Genomic DNA, 13,314 nt, shown 5'->3' on the forward strand with positions numbered 1-13,314 from the left:
TCCGCCCTCTGCTATCGGTCCAGCGCGGCCAGGGCCAGGTTCAGCTGGAGCACGTTCACGGTCGGTTCCCCGAGGTAGCCGAGGTCCCGTCCCTGAATCCTAGACGTCACGAGCTTCCGGACGGCGTCCTCCGGAAGCCCGCGCACCTCGGCCACGCGCTTCACCTGGAGCAGCGCATATGCGGGGGAGATGTGCGGGTCGAGGCCAGAGCCGGAGGCGGTGACCGCGTCGTCCGGAACCTGCGAGGCAAGCACGCCGTCCGACGCCGCGATCGCGGCTGTCCGCTCACGGACGGCTTTCGCCTGTGCGGGGTTGGAGGCCGCCAGGTTACTGCCCGACGAGGCGGAGGCATCGTAGCCGGCCGGACCGTTCGCGGTCGCGGCGGACGGGCGCGACTGGAACCACTGCGCGAGGGGTGCGCCCTTCGCGTCGGTGAAGGACTGCCCGATCAGCGCCGAGCCGACGGCCGTGCCGCGCTCGGTCACGAGTGAGCCGTTCGCCTGCGCCGGCAACGCGAGCTGCCCGATCCCGGTGACGATGAGGGTGTAGCCGATGCCCAGCGCCACGGTCAGTACGACCATGGCACGCAGCGCGACCCAGTAGTGGCGCCAGGCGCCTCGGAGACGATTCATGTGCGGAGTGCCTTTCAGGTTCTGAGCGTCAGAAGCCGGGGAGGAGGGAGACGACGAGGTCGATCAGCTTGATCCCGATGAACGGGGCGACGATCCCGCCGAGACCGTAGATGAGGAGGTTGCGGCTGAGCAACTGGGAGGCGGCGACCGGCCGGTAGCGGACCCCGCGGAGGGCGAGCGGGATCAGCAGGACGATGACGATCGCGTTGAAGATCACCGCCGAGAGGATGGCCGACGCGGGGGAGTGCAGACCCATCACGTTCAGCGCCCCGAGGCCGGGGAAGGTCGCCACGAACATCGCCGGGATGATCGCGAAGTACTTCGCGACGTCGTTGGCGATGGAGAAGGTGGTCAGCGCTCCGCGCGTGATCAGGAGCTGTTTGCCGATCCGGACGATGTCGATCAGCTTGGTCGGGTCGGAGTCGAGGTCGACCATGTTGCCGGCTTCCTTCGCCGCCGACGTCCCGGTGTTCATCGCCACACCGACATCCGCCTGGGCGAGCGCCGGAGCGTCGTTGGTGCCGTCTCCCGTCATCGCGACGAGCCGTCCGCCTTCCTGCTCCTTCCGGATCAGTTGCAGCTTGTCCTCGGGTTTCGCCTCGGCCAGGAAGTCGTCGACGCCGGCCTCCGCCGCGATCGCGCGGGCGGTGAGCGGGTTGTCGCCGGTGACCATGACCGTGCGGATGCCCATCCGGCGCAGGTCCGCGAAGCGCTCGGCGAGCCCCTCCTTGACCACGTCCTTGAGGTGGATGACGCCCAGCAGGGACGCCTCGCCGGTGGCCACCCGCGTTGCGACGGCGAGCGGGGTGCCGCCGTCCTGAGAGATGCGCTCGACCTGCGCCTCCAGCTCGCCCAGGACCGCATCGGAGGGTTCGCTGGCCGTGCGCACCCAGGAGATGACCGAACTCGCGGCACCCTTCCGGATCTGCGTCCCGTCGGGGAGGTCGAGACCGCTCATCCGGGTCTGCGCGGTGAACGGCACGATCTCACCGCTCACCCGGTCGGACCGGCTGTAGCCGCGGGTCTCCGCCAACTCCACGACGGAGACGCCCTCGGGTGTCGGGTCGCTGAGCGACGACAGCGCCGCCGCCCGCACGAGCTCGTCGGCGGAGGTCGTGCCGACCGCGACGAAGTCGCTCGCGCGGCGGTTGCCGTAGGTGATGGTGCCCGTCTTATCCAGCAGCAGGGCGGTGACGTCGCCCGCCGCTTCGACGGCGCGACCCGACATGGCGAGGACGTTGTGCTGGACCAGGCGGTCCATGCCGGCGATGCCGATGGCCGAGATCAGAGCGCCGATGGTGGTGGGGATGAGGCAGACCAGCAGCGCGATCAGCACCGGCACCGTCGGTGCGGCGTCCGAGTAGCCGGCCACCGGCTGCACGACGAGCACGACCACCACGAACACGATCGACAGGCTGGCCAGCAGGATGTTCAGCGCGATCTCGTTCGGCGTCTTCTGGCGTGAGGCGCCCTCCACCAGTGCGATCATCCGATCGACGAAGGTCTCGCCCGGCTTGCTGGTGATGCGCACCACGATCCGGTCGGAGAGCACGCGGGTGCCGCCGGTGACGGCACTGCGGTCGCCGCCCGACTCGCGTACCACCGGCGCGGACTCGCCGGTGATCGCCGACTCGTCCACGGTCGCGATGCCGTGGATGACATCACCGTCGCCCGGGACGAGCTCACCGGTGGTCACGACGACGACATCGCCGAGCCGCAGGTCGCTCGACGCCACCTGCTCGACCGCTGTCTCCCGGGCATCCGGGTCGGCCTCGTCGTAGCGCTGGACGCGGTTGGCCTGCGTCGTCGAGCGGGTTTGCCGGAGTGTCGCAGCCTGCGCCTTCCCGCGGCCCTCGGCCACCGCCTCCGCCAGGTTGGCGAAGACGACGGTGAGCCAGAGCCAGACGGCGATGGACCAGGTGAAGGCCAGTCCGGCGGGGCCTGCCGCCGCGGGGCCGGTCGCCGGCGAGCTGACGAACGGCTGTGCGACGGCGACGACGGTCGTCAGCGCAGCGCCTGCTTCGACGATGAACATGACAGGGTTGCGCCACATCGAGCGGGGATCGAGCTTCCGCAGTGCGCCGGGGAGGGCGGCGAGGAGTTGCCGTCCGGTGAAGGCCCGGGGCGGCGCCGCGCTCTTCCGGGCCGAAGGGGGAGCCGGTGGAATGGAGGTGGGGAGGGTGGTGGTCATGTCAGTTCAGTCCTTCCGCCAGGGGGCCCAGCGCGAGAACGGGGAAGTAGGTCAGGGCCGAGACGAGCACGATCGTCCCGGTGAGGAGCCCGACGAACTGCGGGCGGTGCGTCGGGAGCGTGCCGGCGTTCGCGGGCACGCGGCCCTGCGCGGCGAGAGAGCCGGCGAGGGCGAGCACGAACACGATCGGCAGGAACCGTCCGAAGAACATCGCAACTCCGAGAGCCGTGTTGAGCCAGGGCGTCGCAGCGGTGAGCCCGGCGAACGCCGAGCCGTTGTTGTTGGCCGCCGAGGTGAACGCGTACAGCACCTCACTGAAGCCGTGCAGACCGGGGTTGAGCATCGAGGTCTTCTCGACATCCGCCCGGATCGCCGGAACGGCGAACGTCAGCCCGGCGCCGATCAGCACGATCGCAGGGGTGGTCAGGATGTAGAGGCTGGCCAGCTTGATCTCCCGCGGCCCCAGCTTCTTGCCCAGGCACTCCGGCGTGCGTCCGACCATGAGGCCGGCCACGAACACGGCGATGATCGCGATGACGAGGATGCCGTACAGTCCCGAGCCGACGCCGCCCGGTACGATCTCGCCGAGCATCATGTTGATCAGGGCCATCATCCCGCCGAGCGGGCTGTAGCTGTCGAGCATCGAGTTCACCGCGCCGGTCGAGGTGACCGTGCTGGTCGTGTCGAACAGCGTCGAGCCGAGGTCGCCGAACACCGTCTCCTTGCCCTCCAGGGATCCGCTGGTCGACTCGAACACCGTCATGGCGACGAGAGAGACGGCGAACAGCAGCCCCATGGTCGCCAGGATCGCGTACCCCTGACGCTTGTCGCCGACCATCGTCCCGAAGGTCCGTGGGAGGGAGAACGGGATCAGCAGCATGAGCACGATCTCAACCAGGTTGGTCCACGCTGTCGGGTTCTCGAACGGGTGCGCCGAGTTGACGTTGAAGAAGCCGCCTCCATTGGTGCCGAGCAGCTTGATGGCCTCCTGCGATGCGACCGGCCCGCCGGGAATCGACTGTGTCGCCCCTGTCAGCGTGGTCACGTGCTCGAAACCGTTGAGGTTCTGGATGACACCGCCGGCGATCAGCACGACCGCAGCCACCAGCGACAGCGGCAGCAGGATGCGGACGGTGGCGCGCAGCAGGTCCACCCAGAAGTTCCCAATGGTGCCGGTCGACCGGGAGGCGAACCCGCGGACCAGCGCCACCGCGACAGCGATGCCGACGGCGGCCGACACGAAGTTCTGCACGACCAGCGCCACCGCCTGCACGGTGTAGCCGAGGGTGACGTCGGGGGAGTACGACTGCCAGTTCGTGTTGGTGACGAATGAGATCGCGGTGTTGAAGGCGGTCCCCTCCGGCACGGCGGGCATGCCCAGCGAGTACGGCAGGAACTGCTGCAGCCGCTGCATCCCGTACACGAACAGGATGCCCACCACCGAGAACGCCAGCACGCCCCGTAGGTACGCGGGCCAGGACTGCTCCGAGCGCGGATCCACACCGATCAGCCGGTAGGCGCCGCGCTCCACCCGCAGGTCGGTGGGCGAGGTGAACACCCGCGCCATGTAGTCGCCGAGCGGTCGGTGGGCGACGGCGAGCACGAGGACGACCGTCGCCAGCTGGGCGACGAACAGGAGTACTCCCGGCGCCATCAGAACCGCTCCGGTCTCACCAGTGCGACCACCAGGTAGCCGATCGCGGCCACCCCCAGCAGCGCGGCGATCAGAGTGATCACGATCACAGCTTCTCGACCCCCCGGCCGGCCAGACCCACGACGAGCGCGAGTACGGCCACGGCGAGGAGGTAGACGACGTCGAGCACGACTCTCTCCATCCATCTGGACGCTGCGACCGATCGGTCGCAGCAGGAGAGAGTCCACACCCGCGCACGGTGCGGGAGGAGCGTCCTAACGCATCCCTAACGCCCCGGCCACGAATCTCTGCGGGACGCTGGCGCGGGAGGCCGGGTCAGGTGCCCGGCGTGACGCCGGCGGGCGTCGGAGCGTCGTCCGGCGTGCCGACCTCGCCGCTGCGGCCGCGGTGGCCGGCCTGCCGGCGCTCGCTGCGGACAGCGAGCGCGGCGGCGCCCAGGATGCCGGCGTTGTTGCGGTGCACGGCCGGCACGATCGGCGTCTTCAGCTTCAGCAGCGGCAGAAACTCCTGGTAGTGCTTCGACACCCCGCCTCCGACGATGAAGAGGTCGGGGGTGAACAGGAACTCGACGGCCGAGTAGTACTTCTGCAGGCGCTTGGCCCACCTCTCCCAGCTGAGGTCGTCACGCTCCTTGGCCGAGTACGCCGCGCGCGACTCCGCGTCGTGACCGTCGATCTCGATGTGGCCGAGTTCGGCGTTGGGGATGAGGATGCCGTCGTAGATGAGTGCCGAGCCGATGCCGGTGCCCAGCGTCGTCATGATGACGAGGCCGTCCTTGCCCTTAGCCGCGCCGAAGCGGGTCTCCGCGTAGCCGGCCGCGTCCGCGTCGTTGACGAAGTGGATGTCGCGCCCCAGTGCCTTCTCGAACAGGTTCTCGGCGTGCAGGCCGATCCAGTCCTTCGCCACGTTCGCTGCCGACAGGGTGACGCCGTGACTGACGATCGCGGGGAAGCAGACGCCCACCGGCGCGTCGGGCTCCGCCTTCGCCAGCTGGTCGACGATCTCTTTGGTCGTCTCGACGATGTCGTCCGGCTTGCCGCCGTCCGGGGTGGGCAGCTTGACCCGGTCGCTGACCAGCTCGCCGGTCGTCAGGTCGACCAGCCCTCCCTTGATCCCGGTGCCGCCGATGTCGATGCCGATCGCGTGCTTCTGCGAAGTCATGGCACGAATCTACCGCGCATTCGCCGGTCACGGCGGCGGGGGCTCCGCGGCTCCGCGTCTCCGCGGCTCGGCGTCAGGGGAGGGTGAGGATCTCCGCCCCGCGCTCGGTCACGACCAGGGTGTGCTCGAACTGGGCCGTGATGCTGCGGTCGCGGGTGACGACCGTCCAGTCGTCCGGCCACATCTCCCACTCGTGCGTGCCCAGCGTGAGCATCGGCTCGATGGTGAACACCATCCCGGGCACCATCACGTCGTCGAAGGCGGGTGCCGCGTCGTAGTGGGGGATGATCAGGCCGGAGTGGAAGGCCGCTCCGACCCCGTGACCGGTGAAGTCGCGCACGACGCCGTATCCGAAGCGTTTCGCGTACGACTCGATCGCGCGCCCGATGACGTTGACCTGACGACCCGGTGCGACCGCTTTGATGCCGCGATTGAGGGCCTCCCTGGTCCGCTCCACCAGCTGCGTCACCTCCTCGGAGGCTGTGCCCGCGATGAAGGTCTGGTTGCTGTCGCCGTGGAACCCGTTCTTGTAGGCCGTGATGTCGATGTTGACGATGTCGCCGTCCTCGATCACGGTGTCGTCCGGGATGCCGTGGCAGACGACCTCGTTGACCGAGCTGCAGATCGACTTCGTGAAGCCGCGGTAGCCGAGGGTCGACGGGTAGGCGTCGTGGGCCAGCAGGAACTCGTGCCCGATCGCATCCAGCTCTTCGGTCGTCACGCCCGGGCGCACCGCCTCGCCGACCGTCGCGATCGCCTGCGCGGCGATCCTCCCCGACTCGCGGATCAACTCCACCTCGCCGGGCGTGTAGACGTCGCCGCGCGTGTACGGCGCCGGTCCCGGCCGGCCAACGTACTCCGGTCGCGGGATGCGGCTGGGCACCGGGCGCATCGCGGTGACGCGGCCAGGGAGGAGGTGACCGGCGGAATCCTTGGGCATACGATCAACTCTATGACGAGCGACGAGTACGGCATCAAGCAGGACGCCGAGCACAAGTACTGGTACAACATGAAGACCGGTGAGGTCGAGCAGGGTTTCCTGTCTCCCGCACCGAACCGCGTCGGCCCGTTCGACACCCGCGAGGAGGCCGAGCACGCGCTCGAGAAGCTTCGCGAGAACTCCGCCAAGTGGGCGGAGGAGGACGCGGAGGACAACCGCTAGAAGCTGTGCTCCGGGCCGGGGAACGTCCCGCCCTGGACGTCGGCCTTGTAGGCGGCGGCGGCATCGCCGAGCACCGTCTTCAGATCGGCGTACTGCTTGACGAAGCGGGGGATGCGCCCGGTCGTGAAGCCGGCCCAGTCCGTCCACACCAGCAGCTGCCCGTCGACGTGCGGGCCGGCTCCGACGCCGACCGTGGGGATGCGGAGTTCCGCCGTGACCCGCTTCGCCACCTCGGCCGGCACCATCTCGAGGACGACGGCGAACGCGCCGGCCTCCTCCACCGCGTGCGCGTCGGCCAGGAGCTCGTCGGCGCTGTCGCCGCGGCCCTGCACGAGGTGACCGCCGAGGCCGTGCTCGCTCTGCGGTGTGAAGCCGATGTGCGCCATGACGGGGATGCCCGCGTCCACGATGCGCCGGATCTGCTCGGCGCTGCGCCGTCCGCCCTCGAGCTTCACCGCGTGCGCGCCGGTCTCCTTCATGAAGCGCACGGCGGTGTGCAACGCCTCCAGCGGACCTGTCTCGTACGAGCCGAACGGCATGTCGGCGACGACGAAGGCGCGCTTCACAGCCTTGGCGACGGCACGGGTGAGCGGGATGAGGTCGTCCACCGTCACCGGAAGCGTCGTGTCGTAGCCCAGAACGTTGTTCCCGGCCGAGTCGCCGACGAGGAGGAAGTCGATCCCGGCCTCATCGAAGATCTGCGCCGTGAGCATGTCGTAGCTGGTCAGCCCGGTGAACGGCGAGCCCTCTTCCTTCGCCGCCTGGAAGTGGCGGGTGCGTACGCGCTTGAGCGCCTCCATCGATGACGTGGCGGGATGGACGGAGGGCACCGGTGACTGCTCGCTCATGCGGCCAGTCTAGTGACGGCGCGACGCGCGGCCCGAGTCACGCGGGAGCCGGTTGGAGCAGTCCGCGCTTACTAGCTGCTGAGGCCAGTTGCCTGTCGAAGGTGACCAGCGGTAGGTCGTTGTCCATCGCCAGGCCGAGCGCGCAGGCGTCCATCTCGCTCAATCCGTCAGTCACCTGGACCCCCGCCAGGATGAGCGGCCCCCGCTCGCCGAGATGTGTGGGGACGACGCCCAGGCTTCGCAGGTCTTCGAAGGCCTCCAGCCCGAGCCCTACCCGATGCGGGTGTACGAGTGCCTCCGCGACGTTAACGGGATGGACCAAGAACCGGCGCTCCAGGGCGAACACTTCCGAGGATGCTGCGTGATGCGCATCTTTCGGATTGAGCAATCCGATGAGCACGCTCGCATCCAGGACCAAGGTCATTCGGCCCGACCTCCGCGAAAGCTCGACGTCCCTTCGATGAACGCGTGTGCGTATCGGCCGCTGATCCGAGCTATCTCCGCCCGTCGTCCTTCATCATCGCGGTCGCGCTGCTCACGGAGTGCTCGCTCGCCCACCTCGATCAGGTGCAACAGGAGTTTGCCGTCCGTCTCGGCCGACCAGGTCTCGCGAGCGGCCTGCAGCGCACGTGTCACCGACGGAGTGTGGGTTATTTGGGTGCGGAGCAGAGTCGTAGGCATGGCTCGAAGTGTACCACCCCACACAATGGTGTTGCACCGCCTCATCGAGCTCGCTGTCCCACTAGTCTGGGAGCGGCCGAGGAAAGGGGCAGGATGGACAAGCAGCGCGACTTCGTTCTTCGCACGATCGAGGAGCGTGGCGTCAAGTTCGTGAGGCTGTGGTTCACCGACGTTGTCGGCACACTCAAGTCCGTCGCCATCGCCCCTGCCGAAGTCGAGGGGGCCTTCAGCGAAGGGCTCGGCTTCGACGGCTCCGCCATCGAGGGCCTGACGCGCAACTACGAGTCCGACCTGCTCGCGCTCCCGGATGCGACCACGTTCCAGATCCTGCCGTGGCGCGGCGAGATCGACCCGACGGCCCGCATGTTCTGCGACATCACGACGCCGGACGGCCAGCCTGCCGTGTCCGATCCTCGCAACGTCCTGAAGCGGACGCTCGAGAAGGCGGCCGACCGCGGCTTCACCTTCTACACGCATCCCGAGATCGAGTTCTACCTGCTCAAGTCGTCGGCGTTCGGCCAGGAGGGTCCTGAGCCCGTGGACTCCGCCGGCTACTTCGACAACGTGCCAGGCGGCACCGCGCACGACTTCCGCCGCCGCTCGGTGCGGATGCTCGAAGACCTGGGCATCTCGGTGGAGTTCAGCCACCACGAGGCCGGTCCGGGCCAGAACGAGATCGACCTGCGCTACGCCGACGCGCTGACCACGGCGGACAACATCATGACGTTCCGCACGGTGATCAAGGAGGTGGCGATCGAGCAGGGCGTCTACGCGACGTTCATGCCGAAGCCGCTGTCCGGGCACCCGGGCTCCGGGATGCACACGCACATGTCGCTCTTCGAAGGCGACACAAACGCCTTCTTCGAGGCGGGCGCCCAATACCAGCTGTCGAAGATCGGCCGCCAGTTCATCGCCGGTCTGCTGCGCCACGCGCCGGAGATCACCGCGGTGACCAACCAGTTCGTCAACTCCTACAAGCGCCTGTGGGGCGGGGATGAGGCGCCCAGCTTCGTCAGCTGGGGGCACAACAACCGCTCCGCGCTGGTCCGCGTCCCGCTGTACAAGCCGAACAAGGGTCAGAGCTCGCGCGTCGAATATCGCGCCATGGATTCGGCGGCGAACCCGTACCTCGCGTTCTCGCTGCTGCTCGCAGCCGGGCTCAAGGGCATCGAGGGCCAGTACGAGCTCCCGCCCGAGGCGGAGGACAACGTCTGGGCGCTCTCCGATGGGGAACGTCGTGCGCTCGGTTACAGCCAGCTTCCTGCGAGCCTCGACCACGCCATCTCGCTGATGGAGGACTCGGAGCTCGTCGCCGAGACGCTGGGGGAGCAGGCGTTCAACTACGTCCTGCTCAACAAGCGCCGCGAGTGGTCGGAGTACCGGGCGCAGGTCACCCCGTACGAGCTGCGGTCGAACCTCGAGATCCTCTGACCCGTTCGTCGTGACCCGGCAACAGCTCTCCCTCACCGCCCTGGCGCGCGCCGGGTTCGTCGGGTTGAGCTCCGTCCGGGCCGAGCTGGACGAGCTCGCCGACCTCACCGGTCTGCCCGCGGAGACCCTCGCGGGCGCGATCTCCGTGGCCGCCGACCCGGATACCGCGCTGAGTTGGGCGCTCCGCCTGGTGCGGCAGGCGCCCGACAGGGCGGCCGAGTCGTTCCGCTCCGAAGAGGACGCCCGGCGCCTGTTCCGGGTGATCGGGGCGTCGGAGGGGATCGCGGAGTTCTTTCTACGGCAGCCCGACCAGCTCGAGGCGCTCGCTCGTCCGACGCGCGACCTTCCGTCGGCAGACGATCTGCGCAACGACCTCCTGGACGCGGTCGATGCGGTCGACGGCGTCGCCGCCGAAGCCGACGAGAGCGGGTGGACCGCCCTGCGCATCCGGTACCGCCGCCGCCTCGTTCAACTGGCTGCATTCGACCTCGAGCAGGTGGACCCCGTAGCAGGCTTCGACGGGGTGGCCGCCGCCCTCAGCGACCTCGCCGCGGCGGCGCTGGACGCATCCCTCGCCGTCGCCCGTCGCATGACGGTGGGCACCGGTCCGGGCCGTTTCCCTGAGGCGCAGGTGCGGGCCACACCGTTCGCCGTCATCGGGATGGGCAAGGCCGGCGCCCGAGAGTTGAACTACTTGAGCGACGTCGACGTCATTTTCGTCACCGAAGGTGTCGAGGATGCGGGCCTCGAGCCGGGTCGTACCGTCGACATCGCGACGCGGCTGGCGATGCTGACCATGCGCGGGATCTACGAGCCCGCGATCGAGCCGGGCCTCTGGGAGGTCGACCCCAACCTGCGGCCCGAGGGCAAGGACGGCGCGCTCGTCCGCACGCTCGAATCGCACCTCGCCTACTACGACCGGTGGGCGAAGGGGTGGGAGTTCCAGGCGCTGCTGAAGGCGCGTCCCCTCGCCGGCAACCGGGCACTGGGGGAGCGCTACGTCGACGCCCTCGCCCCGAAGGTGTGGAGCAGCGCCTCCCGCGAGAACTTCGTCGAGTCCGTGCAGCGCATGCGCGTTCGCGTCACCGAGAACATCCCGGACGACGAGGTGCACTACCAGTTGAAGCTGGGGCCGGGCGGGCTGCGCGATGTCGAGTTCACGGTCCAGCTCCTGCAGCTGGTCCACGGGCAGACCGACGAACGGGTCCGGCAACGGGACACCCTCGGTGCGCTCGCGGCGCTGGCCGCCCAGGGCTACATCGGGCGGGAGGAGTCAGCGGCCTTCTCGCACGACTACCGCTCCCTTCGGCTCATGGAGCACCGCCTCCAGCTGCGTCGCCTGACTCGCACACACTTGATGCCGCGCGAGGAGGCCGACGTCCGCATCCTGGCGCGGGCAACCGGTCTGGCGGCCAATGCGGATCAGCTGCTGGCCACCTGGAACGAGATCAAGCACCGCGTGCGCGGTCTCCACGAGCGCCTGTTCTACCGCCCGCTGCTGAGCGCTGTCGCGGCGACCTCCAGCGAGGACGCCCGCCTGGCCGGGGGAGCCGGACTGACCAGCGGGCAGGCGGAGGCGCGGCTCGCGGCGATCGGCTTCCGCGACCCTCGGGGTGCGCTGGCCCACATCGGCGCGCTCACCTCCGGCGTCTCACGGCGGGCGACCATCCAGCGGCACCTGCTGCCTGTGATGCTGCAGTGGTTCGCCGACGGCCCGGACCCCGACTACGGGCTGCTGACCTTCCGCCGGTTGAGCGAGGAGCTCGGCGGCACCCACTGGTACCTCCGGATGCTGCGCGACTCCAGCGGCGCCGCCGAGCGTCTGACCCGGGTGCTGTCGGGGTCACGGTTCGCCGGGGAGCTGCTGGGGCGTATCCCCGAGTCGGCGGCATGGTTGGAGTCGGAGGACGAGCTCCGTCCGCGACCGGCTGCCCTGCTCCGGGATGAGACCGCCGCGATCCTGGCGCGGCACGAGTCGGTGGACGCGGCGGCCTCCGCCCTGCGCGCGATGCGCCGTCGGGAGGTCCTCCGGCTCGCGATCTCGGGCATCCTCGGCTTCGCCACCATCGAGGAGCTCGCCCACGGCCTGACCGACGTCAACGAGAACATCATCGGCGGCGTGCTGCAGGCGGTCCGGTCGGCTCGCGGCGAGAGTGACCAGTTCGAGTTCGCGGTGATCGCGATGGGCCGGTTCGGCGGCCGGGAGTTGGGTTTCGGCTCCGACGCCGACGTGATGTACGTGTTCCGTCCGCTCGATGCGGAGCAGGACGCGGCCAACCGCGGCGCCCTGGCGATCGTGTCGGAGCTCAACCGTCTCACCGAGGACAACCGCCTCCCGCTCGACCTGGACATCGGTCTGCGGCCTGAAGGCAAGAACGGCCCGCCGGCCCGCTCCCTGGAGTCGTACCGCGCCTACTACCGGCGCTGGTCGCTCACGTGGGAGGCGCAGGCGCTGCTCCGCGCCCGAGGAATCGCCGGGGACGCCGCACTCCTCGCCGACTTCGCCGAGCTGGCCGACGAGGTCCGGTATCCCGACGACATCGGCGAACAGCAGGTGCGCGAGGTGAAGCGCATCAAGGCCAGGGTCGAGAACGAGCGCCTCCCGCAGGGCGCGGACCCGTCCCGCCACCTCAAGCTGGGGCGTGGTTCGCTGAGCGACGTGGAGTGGTTCGTCCAGCTCATCCAGCTGGAGCACGCCGCCGAGGTCACCGCCCTGCGCACGACCTCCACTCTGGACGCGCTGGCGGCGGCCGCCGCGCACGGTTTCGTGACCGAGGAGGATGCGGCCCGCCTGCGCGACGCGTGGCTCTTCGCCTCTCGCACCCGCTCGGCGATGACGCTCTGGACCGACAAGACAGCTGACGTGCTGCCTTCGGACCGCGTCGCCCTCGACGGCGTCGCGCGGCTGATGGAGTACCCTCCCGGCTCCGCCTCGCGGCTGGAGGAGGACTACCTGGCCGTGACCCGCCGCGCCCGCCAGGTCTTCGAGCGCGGCTTCTACGGCCTGCCCTTGCGCCCGCCGCCCACCGCGTAGATAGTAACGCTTGACGTTATTAATGCACCGCGTTACTATTGCGTATGCTCCACTCCTTCGCCGACCGCGATATCGAGGCGGTGTGGCAGGGAATCGCCGTCAAGCGCTTCGGGCCAGACCTTCGACGGGTCGCACGACGGAAGCTCACGATGCTCAACGCCGCCGCCGACCTGTCGAAATCGTCGACTACCACTGACCCAGAGCCCACGGGTCACCTATCGAGGAGGGCGCCATGAATGACTTCATCACTCCGGGCGAGGTTCTCTACGAGGAGTTCATGCGGCCCCTCGGCCTCACGAAGTACGCCCTGGCCAAGGCGGTGCACGTTCCTGCCCAGCGCATCGGCGACATCGTTGCAGGAAAGCGGGCGATCACTCCGGACACGGCCCTGCGCTTCTCGCGGGCGTTCGGGACGACCGCAGAGTTCTGGCTGAACCTGCAGGCGCACTACGACCTGGAGCGAGCGCTGTCCACTCACGCGTCCGACTTCGACGAGATCCGGCCCCTTCTGGCCGGCTGA

Annotated in this window: 13 protein-coding genes; 4 read left to right on the top strand and 9 right to left on the bottom strand. The window is 69.1% G+C overall.

The window, feature by feature from the left end:
• Positions 1–11: 11 nt before the first annotated feature.
• The 6 genes from kdpC to map all read right to left on the bottom strand — a co-directional run bounded on the left by kdpC (position 12) and on the right by map (position 6,578).
• Complete coding sequence (kdpC, locus tag AB4079_RS04385) at positions 12–632, bottom strand: potassium-transporting ATPase subunit KdpC (RefSeq protein ID WP_441786069.1); 621 nt, start codon at positions 630–632, stop codon at positions 12–14.
• Between the two features lie 28 nt (positions 633–660).
• On the bottom strand, positions 661–2,823 hold the full coding sequence (kdpB, locus tag AB4079_RS04390; protein WP_441786070.1) for a potassium-transporting ATPase subunit KdpB: 2,163 nt from the start codon (positions 2,821–2,823) through the stop codon (positions 661–663).
• A gap of 1 nt (position 2,824) precedes the next feature.
• Positions 2,825–4,477, bottom strand: a complete 1,653-nt coding sequence (gene kdpA / locus AB4079_RS04395) for a potassium-transporting ATPase subunit KdpA (RefSeq protein ID WP_441786071.1) — start codon at positions 4,475–4,477, stop codon at positions 2,825–2,827.
• The gene (locus tag AB4079_RS04400; RefSeq protein WP_441786072.1) at positions 4,477–4,566 is read right to left on the bottom strand and encodes a potassium-transporting ATPase subunit F; all 90 of its coding nucleotides are present in this window, start codon (positions 4,564–4,566) and stop codon (positions 4,477–4,479) included. The genes kdpA and AB4079_RS04400 overlap by 1 nt, the downstream gene beginning before the upstream one ends.
• A 226-nt stretch (positions 4,567–4,792) precedes the next feature.
• Positions 4,793–5,638, bottom strand: a complete 846-nt coding sequence (ppgK, locus tag AB4079_RS04405; protein ID WP_441786073.1) for a polyphosphate--glucose phosphotransferase — start codon at positions 5,636–5,638, stop codon at positions 4,793–4,795.
• Positions 5,639–5,711: 73 nt separating this feature from the next.
• Positions 5,712–6,578: a type I methionyl aminopeptidase gene (map, locus tag AB4079_RS04410; protein WP_441786074.1), complete on the bottom strand. Its 867-nt coding sequence runs from the start codon at positions 6,576–6,578 to the stop codon at positions 5,712–5,714.
• A gap of 12 nt (positions 6,579–6,590) precedes the next feature.
• On the opposite strand from map, the gene AB4079_RS04415 reads away from it, so the two are divergent.
• Entirely contained in the window at positions 6,591–6,800 is a 210-nt protein-coding gene (locus AB4079_RS04415) for an SPOR domain-containing protein (RefSeq protein WP_441786075.1), read from the top strand.
• Here AB4079_RS04415 and panB read toward each other — a convergent pair.
• Genes panB through AB4079_RS04430 form a run of 3 tightly spaced genes read right to left on the bottom strand, consistent with a single transcriptional unit; the run spans position 6,797 to position 8,329 of the window.
• On the bottom strand, positions 6,797–7,648 hold the full coding sequence (gene panB / locus AB4079_RS04420; RefSeq protein WP_441786076.1) for a 3-methyl-2-oxobutanoate hydroxymethyltransferase: 852 nt from the start codon (positions 7,646–7,648) through the stop codon (positions 6,797–6,799). The two genes, AB4079_RS04415 and panB, sit on opposite strands and share 4 nt — an antisense overlap.
• A 37-nt stretch (positions 7,649–7,685) precedes the next feature.
• Complete coding sequence (locus AB4079_RS04425; RefSeq protein ID WP_441786077.1) at positions 7,686–8,072, bottom strand: type II toxin-antitoxin system VapC family toxin; 387 nt, start codon at positions 8,070–8,072, stop codon at positions 7,686–7,688.
• Complete coding sequence (locus AB4079_RS04430) at positions 8,069–8,329, bottom strand: hypothetical protein (RefSeq protein ID WP_441786078.1); 261 nt, start codon at positions 8,327–8,329, stop codon at positions 8,069–8,071. Before AB4079_RS04430 ends, AB4079_RS04425 begins: the two co-directional genes overlap by 4 nt.
• Positions 8,330–8,422: 93 nt before the next feature.
• On the opposite strand from AB4079_RS04430, the gene glnA reads away from it, so the two are divergent.
• From glnA to AB4079_RS04445, 3 genes are all read left to right on the top strand, one after another.
• Positions 8,423–9,760 carry a type I glutamate--ammonia ligase gene (gene glnA, locus AB4079_RS04435; RefSeq protein WP_441786079.1) on the top strand — a complete coding sequence of 446 codons (1,338 nt, stop codon included), beginning with the start codon at positions 8,423–8,425 and terminating at the stop codon, positions 9,758–9,760.
• A gap of 10 nt (positions 9,761–9,770) precedes the next feature.
• Positions 9,771–12,794 carry a bifunctional [glutamine synthetase] adenylyltransferase/[glutamine synthetase]-adenylyl-L-tyrosine phosphorylase gene (locus AB4079_RS04440; RefSeq protein ID WP_441786080.1) on the top strand — a complete coding sequence of 1,008 codons (3,024 nt, stop codon included), beginning with the start codon at positions 9,771–9,773 and terminating at the stop codon, positions 12,792–12,794.
• A gap of 232 nt (positions 12,795–13,026) precedes the next feature.
• Positions 13,027–13,314 (top strand): HigA family addiction module antitoxin, encoded by a 288-nt coding sequence (locus AB4079_RS04445; protein WP_441786081.1) that lies wholly within the window; start codon positions 13,027–13,029, stop codon positions 13,312–13,314.

The organism is Leifsonia sp. 2MCAF36, from assembly GCF_052115525.1.
In the GTDB taxonomy this organism is placed as follows: domain Bacteria; phylum Actinomycetota; class Actinomycetes; order Actinomycetales; family Microbacteriaceae; genus Leifsonia.